The following is a 17939-nucleotide window of genomic DNA, read 5'->3' on the forward strand; positions in this document are numbered from 1 at the left end:
CAACCCATGCCCTTACTCGACTGGTTAAACAAACAGGATGCTGTGCGCACGGTGCAGAAAGTGCCTTATCGCTTGCTGGAAGCGGTGCCAGAACTGAGTGCGGGCGATGCCAATGCCGAAAACTTGTTAATTCAGGGCGACAACCTGGAAGCTTTAAAAGCTTTGCTGCCGCTGTATGCCGGCAAAGTGAAGTGCATTTATATCGATCCGCCTTACAACACCCGCTCGGCGTTTACCCATTACGACGACAATCTGGAGCATTCGCTATGGTTGAGCCTGATGTATCCACGATTGGAGCTATTGCGTGAATTGTTAGCCGAAGACGGTAGCATCTGGGTATCTATTGACGACAACGAAGCGCATTATTTAAAAGTGATGATGGATGAAGTATTTGGGCGGGGGAATTTTGTAGCAAATGTTATTTGGCAGAAAAAGGCTTCCCCTCAAGCCAACTCGGTTTGGCTTTCGGATAGTCATGATCACATAATTTGTTTCGCGAAAAATAAAGACGCTTGGTGCCCAAAACTTTTAAAGCGCACAGAAGCAGCTGATGCCCGCTTTTCTAATCCTGATAATGACCCTCGAGGTGTTTGGACTTCTGGTGATTTCACGATTAGCTTGACTGGCGGACAACGTGGGGCGCAATTTGCAAAAACAGGCCAAAGCAACAACTTGTTCGAAATTACTACGCCGTCGGGGCGAAAGTTATGGCCTACCAAGGGCAGATGCTGGGGATCAACTGAAGAAAGATTTTTGGAACTTTATAAAGATAACCGTATTTGGTTTGGAAAGAATGGTAGTAACGTTCCACGCATAAAGCGTTTTTTATCTGAAGTACAAGACGGAATCGTTTGTACAACAATTTGGTTACGCTCAGAAGTTGGTGATAATCAAATATCGAAAAAAGAAGTGATGGCTTTTAATCAGGAAGACGTGTTTTCAACACCAAAACCTGAAAGTCTTATTGAACGAATTTTTGAAGTAGCAACCAATTCCAACGATCTAATCCTTGACAGCTTCCTTGGTTCCGGCACAACCGCCGCTGTAGCCCACAAAATGGGCCGTCGTTACATCGGCATAGAAATGGGCGAGCATGCGCAAACTCATTGCCAGCCGCGCCTGAAAAAAGTCGTCGAAGGTGAGCAAGGTGGCATTTCCCAAGCCGTCAATTGGCAAGGTGGCGGTGGCTTTCATTATTTCCGGCTGGGTGAAACCATATTCGACGAGTACGGCTCGATTCATCATAATGTGCGTTTTGCCGCACTGGCTGCGCATATCTGGTTTTGTGAAACCCGTGTGCCGCTGGCCAAGCCTGCCGATACGCCGTTGCTGGGTGTGCATGACAATACCGCTTATTACCTGCTGTACAACGGCATTTTGGGCGACCGTCGGCCACAAAGCGGTAATGTACTGACACAATCCGTGCTGGATGCCTTGCCCAGCCATGATGGCCGCAAGATCATTTACGGCGAAGCCAGTCGCTTCCAAAAAGCTAGACTGGAGGTAGAAAACATTGTCTTTAAGCAGATTCCTTATGATGTGAGGGCGGTGTAATGTTTGCGTTAAAGGATTACCAAACCCGCGCCTTGTCTGCCTTGTCGACTTTCTTATCCGATGCCCGCAGCGGTTCGGTAGCCGAGGCATTTCAGCAAAGCTATCTTGATCAAGGTTTGCCGCCAATTGCCTATCGCCACTATGACTTCGGCGAATTGCCTTATGTCTGCCTGCGCTTGCCAACCGGCGGCGGTAAAACCGTACTGGCGTCTTATGCCGTGAGTGTGGTGCAGAAAGCCTATCTGGAACAGGACTACCCGGTGGTGTTGTGGCTAGTGCCCACCAACACAATCCGCGAACAAACCTTGGAAGCGCTGAAAACCGTGGGGCATCCATATCGGCAAGCGCTGGAAAACGAGTTTGGTCTGGATCGTTTGCGGGTGTTTGATGTTGGTGAGGTGACGCAGATTCGCCGCCAGGACATAGGCCGCAAAACGCTGGTGATTGTCGGCACTTTGGCCGCGTTGCGGGTGGAAGATACCAGCGGGCGCAAGGTGTATGCCTATCACGAGGATTTTGAAGCGCATTTTGTTGGTGCTACTGATCCTGAAAACAAGCTGGATCGAATCAGCGAAAAAGATGTGCAGGAAAACGGATTACGCATTGAGGACATTGGCAAAATCAAAGCGTCGTTTGCCAACTTGCTGGCTTTGCATCAGCCGCTGGTGATCATGGATGAGGCTCATAATGCCCGCACTAAACTCACCTTTGATACATTAAAACGCTTGCATCCGGCTTGCATAGTCGAATTTAGCGCCACGCCGGATGTTAGTGCGACATCGGCATCGAACGTGCTGTATCGCTGTTCGGCTTCTGAATTAAAAGCCGAACACATGATCAAGCTGCCGATTGTGTTGACTGAGCATAAAGACTGGCAAGCGGCGGTGCGGGATGCCTATTTGACTCGTAAAAAGCTGGCTGCGGAAGCGGGAAATGAAAGCGATTATGTACGGCCTATTGTGCTGTACCAGGCCGAAGCGAAAAATGGCGAGGTGACGGTTGAAGTGCTGAAAACACATTTGATCGAACAGCTCAAGATCGACGAACGGGAAATTGCGATTGCCACGGGCAATCAACGCGGATTAGATGGCATAAATCTGTTTGCCCGCGATTGCTCAATCAATTACATCATAACCATCGAAGCCTTGAAAGAAGGTTGGGATTGCTCGTTTGCCTATGTATTTTGTTCGGTGAAGGATGTTAAATCCAGTAAGGATGCCGAACAATTGTTGGGCAGAGTGTTGCGGATGCCGTATGCCAAACGGCGCAATAGTGAGGCATTAAACCGGGCTTATGCACATTTGGCGTCGCCGGATTTTGCCGTGGTTGCCAAGCAATTGACTGACAAATTGATCGATATGGGATTTGAGGCAATGGAGGTTGCCGAAAATTTAGTGCAGGGCAATCCCAATCAAAACGATATTTTTGATGGAGCGAACGCGTCATTTGTCCGTACCGAACCCGCGTTGCGGCTCGAGCTGGATACTAAGCCCGAGTTATCGCCGGATTTGTTCGCCAACGTGGTGGTAACAGAAACCAAGCAAAATACCTATGCCATCGAAATCAAGGGCGAGGTATCGGCGGAAACCAAGGCGCAGTTGTTAAAAACTGTCACCGGGTCGCAAAAGCAACAGCTAAGCGCCCAAATCGAACAGCATAATTTACGTGTGGCCGTTGCCCGTGCGCCGTCGCAACGCGGCGAGGTTTTCGCGCCCTTGCCGCAACTGTGTTGGAAACAAGATAATTTCTGGCAGTTATTGGATAACGAAGCCTTTTTGCACTGGCGTGGCGATTGGTCGTTATTAGATTTTCCGGCGGAACTGCCGCATTTTAAATTGGTACAAACCGAGCATACCTTTGAAGTGGATATGGCCGGCAAAAAACTGGTATACCGTCTGGCAGATCAGAATCAGGCATATAACTGGGATTGGGTGCCAAACGCTTTCAGTGAAAACGATCTTCTGTTTTGGTTGGAACCGCAAGTTAGGCAAATCGGCCTGATTCCTGCGCAGTTGCGTAGCTTTTTGGTCAAACTGATTGCAAATCTGACTAAATCACAAGGTTTGCCGCTGACCGGTTTGGTACGCAGTAAATACGCCTTGGCGCGAGCGGTGCGCGAGCAGATAGAAATTTTTCGGCAACAAGCTGCCAACAAGGGTTTTCAATATGCCTTGTTTGAGGATAACGACGGTCTGGAAACGCGCTTCGATCATGTCTTCGAATTTTCGCCCGGCTACTATCCAGCCCGCCCGCCGTTGTATGAGGGGCGTTATCAGTTTTCCAATCATTTCTATCCGGTTATTGAGGATTTGAAAGAAAGCGGCGAAGAATTTGAATGCGCCAAGCTGATCGACAGCCATCCGAAGGTTAAGCACTGGATCAGGAATTTAGTCAATCGGGATGGCGCGTCGTTACGTTTCCCATTGGCTAAAGGTTGGTTTTATCCCGATTTTGTCGTGGAACTGCTTGATGGCCGGATGTTGGTCGTTGAATATAAAGGCAAGGTATACGCTACCAACGATGATTCCCGAGAAAAACGGGCGGTCGGTGAGTTGTGGGCGCGAAAAAGCGGCGGCAAGTGTCTATTCTTGATGGCGGAGTTGAAGGATGCCCAAGGGAAAGGTGTTTTTCAACAGCTTGATGATGTAATCGGGTTGTAAATATCAATATGTCTATGGAATTTAATGACATCCTGCTTTACACCGACACCCACGGCAAGGTGAAGGTCGAAGTCATCTTTGAAGATGAAAGCTTCTGGCTTAGTCAAAAAAAGATGGCGGAGTTGTTCGCCGTCAGTGTGCCAACCATCAACGAGCATTTGCAAAACATCTTTAAAACGAACGAATTGTTAGAGCCGGCAACTATTCGGAAATTCCGAATAGTTCAACGCGAAGGCAGCCGCGACGTAAACCGCGAAATTGACTTCTACAACCTGGATGCCATTATCGCCGTCGGCTATCGCGTGAATAGCCATAGCGCCACGCAATTTCGTATCTGGGCCACGGCTACGCTGAAAGAATTCATCATCAAAGGCTTTGTACTGGATGATGAGCGACTAAAGCAAGGTAAACGTTTCGGCAAGGATTATTTCGATGAGTTGCTGGAGCGAATCCGGGAAATCCGCGCCAGCGAGCGGCGTTTTTATCAAAAGATTACCGACATTTACCGCGATTGCAGCAGCGACTATTTGGAAAACGCCGAACAAACCCAGCGGTTTTATAAAGCCGTGCAAAACAAGCTGGAATGGGCTATTACCGGGCAAACCGCGCCAGAGTTGATCCACAATCGCGCCAATGCCGATCATCCAAACATGGGCTTGCAAACTTGGAAAAACGGCCCGAACGGCAAAATTTTAAAAACCGATGTGTCGGTCGCGAAAAACTATTTGCAGGAAAAGGAACTCAAAGAGCTAGAACGGATTGTCACCATGTATCTGGATTACGCGGAAAACCAAGCGGCCCGGCAAATTCCAATGAAAATGGCCGACTGGATTCAAAAACTGGATGCATTTTTAGCTTTCAACGACTATGAAATCCTGAATAATCTCGGTAAGGTTAGCCGAGCAGTCGCGGAAAAATTAGCGCATCAGGAATACGAGAAATTCCGAGTCATCCAAGACCGCAATTTCGAGAGCGATTTTGATAAAAGTGTTAAGAAAATGCTGAAAAATAATGATTAACACAAACCATGTCGATTTAGTCATTCAGTTTTCTTTGCTGGTAGCAGGCGAAGAGGATGACAACTTTAGTCGGCAACTGGGGCCTATGCATCTGATTAAGTATCTTTATTTGGCTGACCTGAGTTATGCCAAACGTAACAATGGGCAGTCGTTCACCGGCATTGATTGGCAGTTTTACAATTTTGGCCCTTGGTCTGCGTCGGCTCACGCCCGCATAGAGCCGGCGCTGAATGCCATTCATGCCAGCAAATACGAGTTTCCGAGCGATTACGGGGACAAAAACGAATGGATAAGATGGTCTTTGCACGATAGCCGACTACTTGATGAAAAACGGCGCACGCTTCCCCCTACAATCACCACCAATTTAACGAGCTATGTTCACAAATATGGAAAAGACACTCCTAGTTTGCTGGATTTTGTTTACAAAACTAAGCCGATGCTTTCCGCTGCACCTAACGAATATTTAGATATTGCTCTTGAATTAGACAACTCCCCAACGAGCCATGAAAGCGCCCCAACGCTTCGGATGGCTAGTCTTTCCAGTAAGAAGCAAAAACAGTTGCAGCAGAAAATGGCTGCATTGCGTGATCTACATAAACAACGTAAATCAGACGCACCAAGACTAATTAATCCAGTGCCAAACCCCAGATTTGACGAGGTTTATCGTGACGGTGTTACCTGGTTGGAGTCTCTGTCCGGCGAACAACTTAACCCCGGCGAGGTTACGGTTGAGTTTTCAACCGATGTTTGGAAATCGACAACAAGGAAAGGTGAAGATGTACCCTGAAGATAGTTTGCAGTCAATTGTTGCCCCAAGTCCGTGGTGGACAAAAAACGAGAGCAACAAATTATGCAGGGGAGCACTTGTTTTTTCTTTTGCTCCGCATGTCGATCAGGTTCCCTATACCTTCGAGCCGATTGGACGCAAAACTGCTACTGAACATGATTCAGCGATTGTTTTAGTTTCTCCATTGAAGGTTAGTCAGCCATTAAAAAAAGCCGCCTTACCAGTTGCGGCGATGACACTACATGAAAGTGAAGTTTGGGCGGCTTATCGAGCTAAGAAGCGACCGTGCTTAGTTTTTAGTGTCGAAAGCCTATCTGTTGATAAAACGCTCACTCAGGGCAAGCCAAATCACGCTACAGCCCCGACATTTTTAGCCGCCCCGTTTTACGGTGTGGATAAAAACGTAAAACGCTCGGGATACAGCCCTGAATTTGTAGAAAGGGTTCGCCATTGTGAGTATTCACAATTTCATTGGGATAAATTGCCCCTAACCAACGGCCCCGACGAGTCAATTCTTAGACTTGATCATCTCCAACCATTTGGCGCGCATCACGACGCCTACAAAGTATCCGACTATAAACTTAGTTCGGATGCTATGGATATTCTGGATGAACTACTTCGTTGGCTGGTATGGGGCGGAGTGCCCGAAGAAAGCATGATCCTGGCTTATAGGGAAATGATCGAGTCAATTTTTACATCGTAGCCAAGGCGCAAATTTAGGCGCACTAATCAAACGAACCTAAACAAACTTAATCATACCCACTCAAAACAAAACAACTTGAAACTATTGATATTTAAGGAATATACTATAGTTTCACGTTGTTTCAATTCGTCTAATAAGCACTCGTAACGCGAAGGTCGTAGGTTCGATTCCTATTGCCGGCACCATTTTTAATTTATTTTTCAATTATTTAGAAAATTAAACAATCAACGGAAAAAGTAAACTTTCCACTTTCTTTCCATACGTAATCAAAATTCACGACCGGAAAGCGGATTCAACTGCCTAACTTCATCATGAAAATTCGGGGAAAGGTGAGCATAACGCATGGTTACAGTTAAGGAGGAATGACCGAGCAATTGTTGCAAGCTTTTCAGATTACCACCCCTCATCACGTAATGACTGGCAAAGGTATGCTGGAGAACGTGGGCGAGTTGGCCAGACGGTACAGGCGGTTTGTGTTCCGGCTTTCTCCTGTAATCGAAAACATGCGTGGGAACGGAACGTGGACACAAAAAAACCGGTGTTACCCGGTTTTTTGCCACCAAGACTCAAACTTAATCTAGTGGATTTGTACTTTAGCCACTTGGTCGACAACATCTTGAACGGTTTTAACTTCGCTAAAATCGATATGTAAATCGTTAAACATATCCATAATTGACGCATCAAGCTGTTTTTGAATGGGTGACGTCATGCCTAAATCGATTTTCAGATCACTATCCGGATATACTTCATCAACATCCAAATCGAAAGTATCCGCAATCACAAAATATACCGCCATAGACATCATGTTTTGCATGCTTTCGACTTCGTTTACACCCAATTTGCCACACATTATTAATACTCCTCGTTTGATTACGTTGGGGATAGTGTGGTTAATTTCCCTCTTAAAATCCTTGCGATAATTATCAGAATTGTTATACCTCATGTGACCCGATTCAAATAACAACAAATCCAGCGTTACTTGGCCGGCTTGTCGGCCATGATTTTTAAACGGTTTTATTTCCGGCGTGCCCGGCAAAATCGACTTAAAAACGCGACGCAATGCGCCGCGCATTTGAGACGAAACCGGGAAAAGTTCCTTATTTTCCCCACGGCCAATTAATTGTTGCCAGGCATGATATTTTTGCCTGTTTATTAACCGTTGGGAAAATGTCATGCTTTCCCTTGGTTGCATGGTTCAACCAACAGCCCATACCAATGGACGGGGTTGATTTGGACGCTATCCCGGTATTTCGGCGATTGCCGGAGAGCTGGTTAATACCGTTCGCCAAACCAAGGCGCGTCGGGTGATAATCGGCCTCAATAAAACCGTTAAGCCCATGCTACAACCTGAAATCGGCGCCGCCGGGATTCCTTGCACATGAACAATAAAATAACCGCCGTATTAGTGGACGATCATGCCGTGGTAAGGGCTGGTTTTCGCCTGCTGTTGTCTAGCGGCGACAAAATCGAAGTGGTCGGCGAAGCTGCGCGGGGCGAACAGGCCATTCAGCTCTATCAGGAATGCCGACCGGATGTCGTGGTCATGGATCTATCGATGCCCGGCATAGGCGGCCTGGAAACCATACGCCGCATCGTGCAGCGCGATAGCGAAGCCTTGATTTTGGTATTCAGCGTACACCACGAACAAGTCTACGTCAGCCGGGCATTGAATGCAGGCGCCAAGGGTTATATCACCAAAAATAGCGCGCCGGAGCTTTTAACGGAAGCGATTGCCGCCATCATGCGCGGCGAATGTTTTGTTGAGCGTGGCTTGCTGAAAAACCAGCAGGATCCGCAACCCTCTAACGACCACCAGGCCATACTGGCCGAATTTTCACCGCGCGAGTTCGACGTATTCAGGCTGTTGGCGGAAGGCATGACCGCGCAGAAAGTCGCCGACCAGCTATGTCTTGGGCATAAAACCGTCGCCAATTACGCCACCCAGATCAAGAAGAAACTCCAGGTCGACACCACCACCGAACTTGCCCACATTGCCGTCAATTTGGGCATGCTGCAACGCTGAGCCGAGCGCGCCGGGGATACGCCCACGGCGGCCCGGGAAACAACGCCGCAAAAAGTGAAAAATCCCTTCGGCACGTCGTGGATTTATCCCGATGCCATAAGCAGCAAGCCGCCGATAATGCAGCTTTTTGTAAGCGGAAACGATATGCGAAATCTCATTCTATCTTTGCTGGTGTTTTTTTCGAGCCTGTCTGCGCATGCCCATGGGCCCACGCCGCAAAAAGCCAAGGAAGCCATCGCCATCAACGCCCCCGTGGCTAAAGTCTGGGGAATTGCGAAACAGTTCGGCGCGATAGCCGATTGGCAGCCCGATTTGAAGCAAAGCACCGGCGACGGCCTGCTGCAATCGGGCGGCAAGCGTACCCTGACCTTTCAAAACGGCCAGAGTCTGGTGGAGGAGCTGGATTATTACAACGAGCAGGAACACGAATACAGCTACAGGCTAAAAACCGAAAATCCCCAGGCTTTCCCGACCAGTTCGCACACGGTCGAACTGAAAGTCAACGCGGGCGATACCCCTGACAGCAGCGTAGTGACTCTAAAAAGCCGCTTTTATCGCGGCGACACCGGCAACACGCCGCCCGCCGAGTTAAACGATGAAGCCGCGGTCAAGGCCATGAACCAATTCTTCACCCATGCGCTGAACGGCTTAAAAAGCAAAGCCGAACAATGACCCTGTCTCGGGCCGTTGACTATTTGAATTTAGAGGAGGCGATATGAAAACACATCAAGCAAAAATAATTATCCTGATAACCCTGTTGCAAGCGCATTTTGCGGCGCTTGCCGAAGAACAGGCCTATCAGCCGGCGGAATACCAGCCCAAAATCTCCTATGCGGAACCCGAGGCAAGTACGCCCCCCGCCAGGGCCGTGCCCGAAACCGCCACCGAACAACCGGCCCCTATGTCTGAAGTTGTCTCAACCGCCGCGGCCACGCTTGAGGCAAGCGGCCCTACACCAAAGAACTCCGTCGGCGGCGAAGCCAAGGCCGCCGATAGCGCGGAGCTTGCCGTCGCCGAAAATCCGCCGCCATCGGATTCAAACTTGGCTCTATTTCTGATGGCCGTTTTGGCTGGGGCGGCCGTTTGGTTTATGCGACAAAAAACCTCGCGCCAACATAGCGCGGACGTTGTGTCCGGCGCTACCTTGGGAACAGCGTCCGCCTCTACCGGCGTGGAAAGATATCTTGCCAGGCAGCAAGCCAGCGAGAAAACCGGCGTGGAAAAATATCTGGCGAGACAAACCGACAGCATGCCTGCCACCGGCGTTAGCAAATATTTGGCGAAACGGGCGGCGAGCGGTAAAAATTAAAGGCCGTTCAGCCGACTCCGCGACACACCCGCCGGGAACGGATTCCCGGAAAAGTTTGCATTGGGATAAGGCGCGTCGAGGTCCGGCCTACGCATGCATGCTCAAGTTTAGGCATTTTTGACAATGCCGTGCCGGCTGGCCAACAGGGCCAGTTCGGACAGGGTTTTCACGCCCAGCTTTTCCTTGATCGCGGTGCTGTGGTTGCCGACGGTTTTATAGCTTAAACACAGGTTTTCCGCCGCTTCCCGCGTGGTTACGCCGGTGGCCAGCAAGCAAAAAATATCGAATTCGCGCGGCGACAGCGCTTTGATTTTAGCCGTTTCGTCCTGGTCGACGGCTGAGTTGATCGCCAACTGCTGGGCCAGCTCCGGGTCGACATACGTACCGCCCTCGGCGATCGTGCAGACGGCGGTAATCAGGGTCTCCGGCGCATTGCTCTTGGTGATGTAACCCTTGGCCCCGGCCTTGATGGCGCGAGTGACGTAAACCAATTCGTTATGGATGCTGAACACCAGAATTTTACAATTGCCGTGCCGGCCGAGCAGGCGGCGAATACTTTCCAGCCCGCCCAGGCCGGGCATCGACAAATCCATCACCACCACATCCGGCAACTGCCGGGAATAAAGCTGGCAGGCGGTTTCGCCGCGGTCGGCTTCGTAAATATGGCCTATATGCTCGGACAGCGACAGGTAAGCCTTGTAGCCGGCCCTGACGACGGCATGGTCGTCCACCAGTAACACATTGATTTTATCCGGCACGCGATAGCTCCCTTATTCAAAATAAACGGCAAAAACACCCGGCGAATGTCCGGCTCTTCTCCCGCCATCTTGCCAATTTTTCCCCGCCTAAACCATGGGAGCTTTTCCTGTTTCTTACTGTCGGCGGGCCGGGCGCAACCGGGAATGTTCCCCGGGATTTTTCTTGCTAATTTCCCGGCGATTTGAGGGATTCTTCCGTAACGGGCCCGGATACGCTTTCTATACCATTTATGGCAGCGTGGCCTGACCGGTTGCTTACCCGTGATGCGGTTATGATCAAGAACGCTGGTTAGCAAAAACTGATTTCAACCGGCAGCGCCACGCCTCTTTTAAAGAATAAAAATCCTGGAGGAAACATGCAACAACTCGATTTGCGCGTAGTGGGGAAAACCGCCGCATTAGTGGCGGGCGGCATCCTGAGCGTGGCGCAACCGGCGCAGGCTAACAAAGAGCTGGAGCAGCTCGCCAAGCAAAACACCAACTGGGTCATGCAGACCAAGGATTATGCATCCACCCATTTCAGCGAAATGATCGACATCAACGCCAACAACGTCAAAAACCTGAAAGTGGCGTGGTCGTTCTCGACCGGCGTTTTAAACGGCCACGAAGGCGGCCCGCTGGTGGTCGACGGGGTCATGTACGTGCATACCCCGTATCCGAACAATGTGTTCGCGATCAGCCTGGACGAGCCGGACAAGATTTTATGGCAGTTCAAGCCCAAGCAAAACCCGGCCGCCCGCGCGGTGGCCTGTTGCGACGTGGTGAATCGCGGTCTGGCCTATGCGCCGGCCGGCAAGGATTATCCGGCGACCATCTTCCTGAACCAGTTGGACGGCCACGTCGTCGCGCTGAACGCCAAGACCGGCGAGCTGCTATGGAAAATGGAAAACTCCGACATCGCCATGGGTTCGACGCTGACCGTCGCGCCTTTCGTCGCCAAGGATAAGGTCATCGTCGGCACCTCCGGCGCCGAGCTGGGCGTACGCGGTTACGCCACGGCCTACAACATCAAGGACGGTAAACAAGCTTGGCGCGTCTATGCCACGGGTCCAGACGAAGACATCAAATTGTCGAAAGACTTCAACAGCGCCAACCCGCACTACGGCCAGTTCGGTCTGGGTCTGAAAACCTGGGAAGGCGATGCCTGGAAGATCGGCGGCGGCACCAACTGGGGCTGGTACGCTTACGACAGCGACCTGGAAATGCTGTACTACGGTTCCGGCAACCCGGCGCCCTGGAACGAAACCATGCGTCCCGGCGACAATAAGTGGACCATGACCATCTGGGGCCGCGACATCAACAGCGGCGAAGCCAAGTTCGGCTATCAAAAAACCCCGCACGACGAGTGGGACTATGCCGGCGTCAACTACATGGGCTTGTCCGAGCAAGTGGTGGACGGCAAGAAGCGTAAATTGCTGACCCACCCGGACCGTAACGGTTTGGTCTATACCCTGGACCGCGAAAACGGCGACTTGATCAACGCCTTCAAGATCGACGAAACCGTCAACTGGGTCAAGAAAGTCGATCTGAAAACCGGCCTGCCGGTGCGCGATCCGGAATATTCGACCCACATGGACCACCAAGCCACCGGCATTTGTCCGTCGGCGATGGGTTATCACAACCAGGGCATCGAATCCTACGATCCGAACAAGCAACTGTTCTTCATGGGCGTCAACCATATCTGTATGGACTGGGAACCGTTCATGCTGCCGTATCGGGCAGGTCAGTTCTTCGTTGGCGCGACGTTGAACATGTATCCCGGGCCTAAGGGCACCTTGGGCCAAGTCAAGGCGATGAACGGCGTGACCGGCAAAATGGAATGGGAAGTTCAGGAAAAATTCGCGGTCTGGGGCGGCACCATGGCTACCGCCGGCGACCTGGTGTTCTACGGCACCCTGGACGGCTACATCAAGGCCCGCCACTCCAAAACCGGCGAAGAGTTGTGGAAGTTCAAACTGCCTTCCGGCGTCATCGGCCACCCGATTACCTATAAACACAACAACAAACAGTATGTTGCGATTTACTACGGTGTCGGCGGCTGGCCTGGCGTAGGTTTGGTCTTCGACCTGGCCGATCCGACTGCCGGTCTGGGTGCGGTGGGTGCGTTCAAGGAATTGGCGCACTACACCCAAATGGGCGGCGGCGTGATGGTGTTCTCGCTGTAGGTAAGGCGGCAGGGCACGCATCGCGAACCGGGTTGGGTCCGTATCGGGTCAAACCGAAAACGGTCTGCGGCGCGTACCCTGCAACTAACAAATCGTAGGCCGGCATAAGCGATAGCGTTGCCGGCAAAAAGCCGGAAACACCTTCGGCTTATTCCGGCCTACCCGACGACCTGGACATATATCCGTGAAAAAAAAAATACACATTTTTACTGCGTTAGCGCTGGGCCTGGGGTTTGCCACGGCCCAAGCTGAACAACCGACATTGAAAGTCTGCACCGCCGAAAACGAGATGCCTTACTCCAATAAAAACGGCGAGGGTTTTGAGAACAAGCTGGCGCAATACCTGGCCGAGCAACTGGGCCGCAAGCTGGAAACGGTAACCTGGACCGATCCGCGCTATTTCATCCGCGATTATGTCGACAAAGGCTTGTGCGACGTGGTGATGGGCGTCGATTACGGCGATCCCAGACTGTACACCACGGTACCTTACTACCGTTCCGGCTATGTCTTTATCAGCCGGGAACAGGACGAACTGGATCTGCAAAACTGGGACAGCGCGGCGCTGCAAAAAGCCAAGCGCATCGCCTTTATTCCCGGTACCCCGGCGGAAACCATGTTGCGGGCCATCGGCCGTTACAACGACATGTTCAACTACCAACAGGAACTGGTGGGCTTTAAATCCAAGCGCAACCAGTACATCAAGTACGAAACAGAAAAACTGGTCACCGAAGTGGCGTCGGGCAAGGCCGAAATCGCCATTCTGTGGGGACCGGCGGCGGCGCGCTATGTCAAGGCCTCCGCCGTACCTTTAACCATGACTGTGATACCGGACGACAACCACCGCGCCGACGGCCAGAAAGTCGGTTTCCATTACAGCACCGCCATCGGGGTGCGCAAGGGCGAAACCGCTTTGTTGGAACAGTTGAACCGCGTCATCCGCAAACAACAGGACGAAATCGACGAATTGCTGGAAGCGGAAGGCATTCCGCTGCTGGACGAAGCCGAGACCGCCCTGTCCATGAACTAAACAGGAAAACATTTTAATGAGATTGAACAACTATTTAAGCGCCGCCGTCGCCGCGCTGGCCGTTGCAGCCGTTGCGCCGGTCCAGGCCGACATCACCTTGCGGCATGCCCTTACCGGCGAAACCCTGGATTTGAGCTTTGCCAAAAAAGGCGGCAATACCGAGCAATTCAAGCAATTCATGCAAACCGGTAAAAACCCCTACAACGGTAACGAAGCAGCCGTCAAGAAAGGCGAAAGCCTGTACATGACCGGCTGTTCCGGCTGCCACGGCCACGAAGCCGAAGGCAAACTGGGGCCCGGACTGGCCGACGACTACTGGACTTATCCGCGCAACGCCACCGACCAGGGTTTGTTCGAGCTGCTGTTCGGCGGCGCCAACGGCATGATGGGCCCGCAATACGTCAATTTCAGCACCGACGACATGCTGCACATCATGGCCTTCATCCGCCACATCTACAAAGGCGATCCGAAGAAGGCCGATTGGTTGAAGTAAATCCCGCACCCTGGACCTTTGCCGGTTCGACTCGTTCCCACGCGCTGCGTGGGAACGAAGATTTGCCGCGGCGCGGCCAAGCCCTGCATTCCCACGCAGCGCGTGGGAACCAGGAAACAATTTATCAGGAGATCAACATGAAAAAATTACTGTTTTTAAGCGCGATATTAGTGGTATTGGGCCTGTCCGGCACCGCAAACGCCTACGACGGCACCAAATGCAAGGAAGCCGGCGTCTGCTGGGAGCCCAAACCCGGCTATCCGGACAAAGTGGCCGGCAGCAAATACGACCCCAAGCACGATCCCAACGAACTGAACAAGCAAGCGCAATCGATCAAGGAAATGGAAACCCGTAATGCCAAACGCACAGAGATCTTGGCTAAAACCGGCAAGTTCGTTTACGACGTCGAGGAATAACCTTTTTCGGCCTCCCCACGCGCCGCCAAGGAGGGCGGTAACGCCATACGGGTTCGCAGCATCCGTATGGTTGAATGCCGCCGGTGACGGATAACCGGCGGTTTCAAACCCTAAACCTAAGTTTGAGACTCTTGCTCCGGGCCTGCCCCGGAGTTTTTTTACAACAGAATAATAACCACGGCGCAACCGAAGCCATGACAAGCGAAACCGAACTCACCGACTGGCGCGGCAAAGCCCTGCATTTCGAGCGGCAAATCAATCAAACCGTGATCGGCCAGCAACAGGCCGTGCGCGATCTGCTGCTGGCGGTTTTCGCCCGCGGCCATGTGTTGCTGGAAGGCCAGGTCGGGGTCGGCAAAACCACCTTGCTGCGCGCCGTGGCCCAAGGTTTGGGCGGACGCTACCAGCGCATCGAAGGTACCATCGACCTGATGCCGGCCGACCTGATTTATTACACCTATTTAAACAGCGATGGTCGGCCCTGCGTGGATCCGGGACCGCTGTTGAAGCAGGGCGAAGAATTGGCGATTTTCTTCTTCAACGAAATCAACCGCGCCCGCCCGCAAGTGCATTCGCTATTGCTCAGAGTCATGGCGGAGCGCAGCGTCAATGCGTTTAACCGCGATTACGCCATGCCGCATGTGCAAGTGTTCGCCGACCGCAACCGGGTCGAGCGCGAGGAAACCTTCGAACTGCCGGCCGCGGCCCGCGACCGCTTCATGATGGAAATCAGCATCGACACCCCGAACGAGGACGCGGTGCTGGACGAACTGATGTTCAACCCGCGCTTTCACGATGTCGACAGCTTGATCGGCGGCATCGACAGCGGCCTGATCGCCTATTACCAACTCAACCGGCTGGCGGCGCAAATTCAACAGCATGTGCAAACCAGCCCCACCCTGCACCGCTATGCGCTGGATTTATGGAAGGCCAGCAGCCGGCCCGGCGCTTACGGCATTCGTTTGAGCGATGTCGAGATGGATCAATTGATACAGGCTGGCGCCAGCCCCAGAGGCATGAGCTATTTTATCCGCGCCGCCAAGGTCAGGGCTTGGCTGGAAAACCGCGCCATGCTGCTGCCGGAAGACATGCAGGCGGTATTTCGGGTGACGATGGCGCACAGAATTTTTCTACATCCGATGTATGGCTACCGCAAGGAAGAATTGATGCCGGCGTTGATAGAAGGGATTTTGAATGGGATTGCCGCGCCGTGATGGTGGTGTTGGATTTTTAGAGTATGTAGCCCGGAATAAGCCGGTAGGCGTTTCCGGGGGAAGGCTTTATGGATTGTTGGCTTGCGGTTTGGTGTCGCTATCGCGACGGTTTTTTAATGCCAAAAGAAACGACACCCCATGCCGCGTTAATCCTGCGCGCCGAAGGCTTTGAACGGGGTTTTCCGAAGGGGGGGCCCAGCCCCTGCGAAAAACGCGATGCATCCCTGCATCGCCCCTAGCGGGCTGATCCGTTCAAACCCTCCGGTGCGGCGCGGCATCAGGGGATAAAACCTCGGCCGGTGATCTGGCGGTTTGTGCGCAAGAACAGGGGATATGTTTTGAGCTTGTTTTCTCGTTCCCAAACTGGAGCTTGGTTACCAGCGTGGAAATGGTCTGTCGGAGTAGAAGGGGTTTCTTCCCCTTATGCCGCGCCGAGCACCGGAATGTTTGGCGGGATTCGCCCGAAGGGGTGCGGCAAGGATGCCGCACGTTGCTTGCAGGGGCTGGGAAGCCCCTTCAAGCAACCCCCGCTAAACATTTCGGAGCGCAGGATCAAAGCGGCATCGGGGCCGCCTTTCTTTTGGATACTTTTCTTTGGCGGAGCAAAGAAAAGTATCGCGCCCGCCGGTGCGCGAACCGGCATAAAAAACCGTCGCGATAGCGACACATAATAAAAGCCTATGAACATCAAAGAACTAACCAAACAAATCATCCCCAAATCCGGCCTAAACCACTGCGCCGAAACCTACCTCACCTGGGCCGGCGTCGGCCTGGTCGGCTCCTTCGTGGCGACGACGCTGGACGCCCAGGCCGAGCTGGCTTACGCCGCCTATTACACCAACGCCGTCAACGACGCGGTGGGTTACAACTTCTGGATATTGCTGGCGGTGATAGGTCTGTTGTTGTTCGGTCTGAGTTTGCCGCTGATTTATCTGTCATTGCATGTGCCGCAAGCCAAAATCGTTACCGACCAGTTCAGACGCCTCAGTTACACCTTTTTTCTGGTGGCTTTCGACGAAGGCGGGCTGATGATAGGCATCCTGATCGCCAATTGGCTGCATACCAGCGACAAAATGGCGCTGCTGGCGGATAAGTCCTTCCTGTTCAGCGATGTCGGGCTGCTGCCGATACTAGCGCTGGCCTTCGTCAATTCCTTTTTATGGCTGCTCGGCGAAGCAATATATAACCGCGACGACAAAAGTTATTCCGGCGTGGTCGGCTTGATTATGGCAACGCCGATCAAATATCTGGCGCCGGCTTATCTGAGCTCCGCCGGCATCATGTTGTATCTGATCGTCAGCCAATAGCACCATGAGCAAGGCCATTCAATCCTTTCACTACCGGCTGGCGCATCCCGGCTACAGCGTGTTTCCCGGCGCCCACCCCGGCGAAATGACCGGCGGCGGCCAGTTGTTCAAGCGCCACGAGCCCTTGCTGGCCAGTCCCGATCCGCGCCGCATCGATTTGCGCGCCAGCCTGCTGGATCCGTTCGGCGGCTACCGGGTGCGGGTATTTCAGCAGCACAGCAAGCTTAACGTGTATGCAATTGCCGATTTGTCGGCATCGATGACTCTGGCCGGCCGGCAGGACAAACGCCAAAATCTCGCCGAGCTGGTGCTGTCCGCCGCCCAATCGGCCTTACAGTGTGGCGACAGTTTCGGTTTTATCGGTTGCGGACAGCGCCTGGAGCAACGTTGGACGCTGCCGGCCGGCTCATCCCTGCAACCGGTCAGGGAAATGCTGAACCGCTTGCCGGCGCTGACGGCGCAAGCCGGCGCCGACAGTCTGGCGCGGATTGCGCCGTTGTTGCC

General features: G+C 52.5%; 18 protein-coding genes. 15 read left to right on the top strand and 3 right to left on the bottom strand.

Going from position 1 to position 17939, the window contains the following annotated elements:
* The first annotated feature begins 6 nt into the window (after positions 1 to 6).
* From NP596_RS06790 to NP596_RS06810, 5 genes are read left to right on the top strand one after another with little or no spacing between them, the layout of a single operon-like run.
* A complete protein-coding gene (locus NP596_RS06790; RefSeq protein ID WP_256614534.1) occupies positions 7 to 1554 on the top strand; it encodes a site-specific DNA-methyltransferase in 1548 nt (515 codons plus the stop codon).
* Positions 1554 to 4214, top strand: a complete 2661-nt coding sequence (locus NP596_RS06795; protein WP_256614535.1) for a DEAD/DEAH box helicase — start codon at positions 1554 to 1556, stop codon at positions 4212 to 4214. The genes NP596_RS06790 and NP596_RS06795 overlap by 1 nt, the downstream gene beginning before the upstream one ends.
* Positions 4215 to 4228: 14 nt before the next feature.
* A complete protein-coding gene (locus NP596_RS06800) occupies positions 4229 to 5233 on the top strand; it encodes a virulence RhuM family protein (protein ID WP_256614537.1) in 1005 nt (334 codons plus the stop codon).
* Positions 5226 to 6020, top strand: coding sequence for a Panacea domain-containing protein (locus NP596_RS06805; RefSeq protein ID WP_256614538.1), 795 nt, complete (start codon positions 5226 to 5228; stop codon positions 6018 to 6020). Before NP596_RS06800 ends, NP596_RS06805 begins: the two co-directional genes overlap by 8 nt.
* Entirely contained in the window at positions 6010 to 6723 is a 714-nt protein-coding gene (locus tag NP596_RS06810; RefSeq protein WP_256614539.1) for a hypothetical protein, read from the top strand. The genes NP596_RS06805 and NP596_RS06810 overlap by 11 nt, the downstream gene beginning before the upstream one ends.
* Positions 6724 to 6989: 266 nt before the next feature.
* Here NP596_RS06810 and NP596_RS06815 read toward each other — a convergent pair whose 3' ends face one another.
* Positions 6990 to 7283, bottom strand: a complete 294-nt coding sequence (locus NP596_RS06815) for a tyrosine-type recombinase/integrase (RefSeq protein ID WP_256614540.1) — start codon at positions 7281 to 7283, stop codon at positions 6990 to 6992.
* Positions 7284 to 7300: 17 nt separating this feature from the next.
* The gene (locus NP596_RS06820; protein ID WP_256614543.1) at positions 7301 to 7897 is read right to left on the bottom strand and encodes an acyl carrier protein; all 597 of its coding nucleotides are present in this window, start codon (positions 7895 to 7897) and stop codon (positions 7301 to 7303) included.
* Positions 7898 to 8101: 204 nt separating this feature from the next.
* On the opposite strand from NP596_RS06820, the gene NP596_RS06825 reads away from it, so the two are divergent.
* From NP596_RS06825 to NP596_RS06835, 3 genes are all read left to right on the top strand, one after another.
* Complete coding sequence (locus NP596_RS06825) at positions 8102 to 8746, top strand: response regulator transcription factor (protein ID WP_256614544.1); 645 nt, start codon at positions 8102 to 8104, stop codon at positions 8744 to 8746.
* Between the two features lie 144 nt (positions 8747 to 8890).
* Positions 8891 to 9418 (top strand): SRPBCC family protein, encoded by a 528-nt coding sequence (locus tag NP596_RS06830; RefSeq protein ID WP_256614546.1) that lies wholly within the window; start codon positions 8891 to 8893, stop codon positions 9416 to 9418.
* 43 nt (positions 9419 to 9461) lie between these two features.
* Positions 9462 to 10055 (top strand): hypothetical protein, encoded by a 594-nt coding sequence (locus NP596_RS06835; protein ID WP_256614547.1) that lies wholly within the window; start codon positions 9462 to 9464, stop codon positions 10053 to 10055.
* A 107-nt stretch (positions 10056 to 10162) separates the two neighbouring features.
* Here NP596_RS06835 and NP596_RS06840 read toward each other — a convergent pair whose 3' ends face one another.
* Positions 10163 to 10813, bottom strand: a complete 651-nt coding sequence (locus tag NP596_RS06840) for a response regulator (protein ID WP_256614548.1) — start codon at positions 10811 to 10813, stop codon at positions 10163 to 10165.
* A gap of 356 nt (positions 10814 to 11169) precedes the next feature.
* Between NP596_RS06840 and NP596_RS06845 the strand changes: the two genes are divergently transcribed.
* The 7 genes from NP596_RS06845 to NP596_RS06875 form a co-directional block, all read left to right on the top strand.
* Entirely contained in the window at positions 11170 to 12978 is a 1809-nt protein-coding gene (locus tag NP596_RS06845) for a methanol/ethanol family PQQ-dependent dehydrogenase (RefSeq protein ID WP_256614549.1), read from the top strand.
* A gap of 184 nt (positions 12979 to 13162) precedes the next feature.
* Positions 13163 to 14005 (top strand): methanol oxidation system protein MoxJ, encoded by an 843-nt coding sequence (gene moxJ / locus NP596_RS06850; protein WP_256614550.1) that lies wholly within the window; start codon positions 13163 to 13165, stop codon positions 14003 to 14005.
* Positions 14006 to 14021: 16 nt separating this feature from the next.
* Entirely contained in the window at positions 14022 to 14498 is a 477-nt protein-coding gene (moxG, locus tag NP596_RS06855) for a cytochrome c(L), periplasmic (RefSeq protein ID WP_256614551.1), read from the top strand.
* Positions 14499 to 14635: 137 nt separating this feature from the next.
* Entirely contained in the window at positions 14636 to 14914 is a 279-nt protein-coding gene (locus NP596_RS06860; RefSeq protein WP_256614552.1) for a methanol dehydrogenase [cytochrome c] subunit, read from the top strand.
* A gap of 194 nt (positions 14915 to 15108) precedes the next feature.
* Positions 15109 to 16128 carry an AAA family ATPase gene (locus NP596_RS06865; protein ID WP_256614553.1) on the top strand — a complete coding sequence of 340 codons (1020 nt, stop codon included), beginning with the start codon at positions 15109 to 15111 and terminating at the stop codon, positions 16126 to 16128.
* A 680-nt stretch (positions 16129 to 16808) separates the two neighbouring features.
* Positions 16809 to 17435: an MxaP protein gene (locus tag NP596_RS06870; RefSeq protein WP_256614554.1), complete on the top strand. Its 627-nt coding sequence runs from the start codon at positions 16809 to 16811 to the stop codon at positions 17433 to 17435.
* Positions 17436 to 17439: 4 nt separating this feature from the next.
* Positions 17440 to 17939, top strand: a 500-nt coding sequence (locus NP596_RS06875; protein WP_371927912.1) for a DUF58 domain-containing protein, incomplete at its 3' end; no start/stop codon positions are given.

Source organism: Methylomonas rivi (assembly GCF_024505165.1).
GTDB classification, from domain to species: domain Bacteria; phylum Pseudomonadota; class Gammaproteobacteria; order Methylococcales; family Methylomonadaceae; genus Methylomonas; species Methylomonas rivi.

Coding starts and splice junctions, on each gene's coding strand:
- NP596_RS06790 (WP_256614534.1), top strand. CDS start 7: ATGCCCTTACTCGACTGGTTAAACAAACAGGATGCTGTGCGCACGGTG.
- NP596_RS06795 (WP_256614535.1), top strand. CDS start 1,554: ATGTTTGCGTTAAAGGATTACCAAACCCGCGCCTTGTCTGCCTTGTCG.
- NP596_RS06800 (WP_256614537.1), top strand. CDS start 4,229: ATGGAATTTAATGACATCCTGCTTTACACCGACACCCACGGCAAGGTG.
- NP596_RS06805 (WP_256614538.1), top strand. CDS start 5,226: ATGATTAACACAAACCATGTCGATTTAGTCATTCAGTTTTCTTTGCTG.
- NP596_RS06810 (WP_256614539.1), top strand. CDS start 6,010: ATGTACCCTGAAGATAGTTTGCAGTCAATTGTTGCCCCAAGTCCGTGG.
- NP596_RS06820 (WP_256614543.1), bottom strand. CDS start 7,897: ATGACATTTTCCCAACGGTTAATAAACAGGCAAAAATATCATGCCTGG.
- NP596_RS06825 (WP_256614544.1), top strand. CDS start 8,102: ATGAACAATAAAATAACCGCCGTATTAGTGGACGATCATGCCGTGGTA.
- NP596_RS06830 (WP_256614546.1), top strand. CDS start 8,891: ATGCGAAATCTCATTCTATCTTTGCTGGTGTTTTTTTCGAGCCTGTCT.
- NP596_RS06835 (WP_256614547.1), top strand. CDS start 9,462: ATGAAAACACATCAAGCAAAAATAATTATCCTGATAACCCTGTTGCAA.
- NP596_RS06845 (WP_256614549.1), top strand. CDS start 11,170: ATGCAACAACTCGATTTGCGCGTAGTGGGGAAAACCGCCGCATTAGTG.
- moxG (WP_256614551.1), top strand. CDS start 14,022: ATGAGATTGAACAACTATTTAAGCGCCGCCGTCGCCGCGCTGGCCGTT.
- NP596_RS06860 (WP_256614552.1), top strand. CDS start 14,636: ATGAAAAAATTACTGTTTTTAAGCGCGATATTAGTGGTATTGGGCCTG.
- NP596_RS06865 (WP_256614553.1), top strand. CDS start 15,109: ATGACAAGCGAAACCGAACTCACCGACTGGCGCGGCAAAGCCCTGCAT.
- NP596_RS06870 (WP_256614554.1), top strand. CDS start 16,809: ATGAACATCAAAGAACTAACCAAACAAATCATCCCCAAATCCGGCCTA.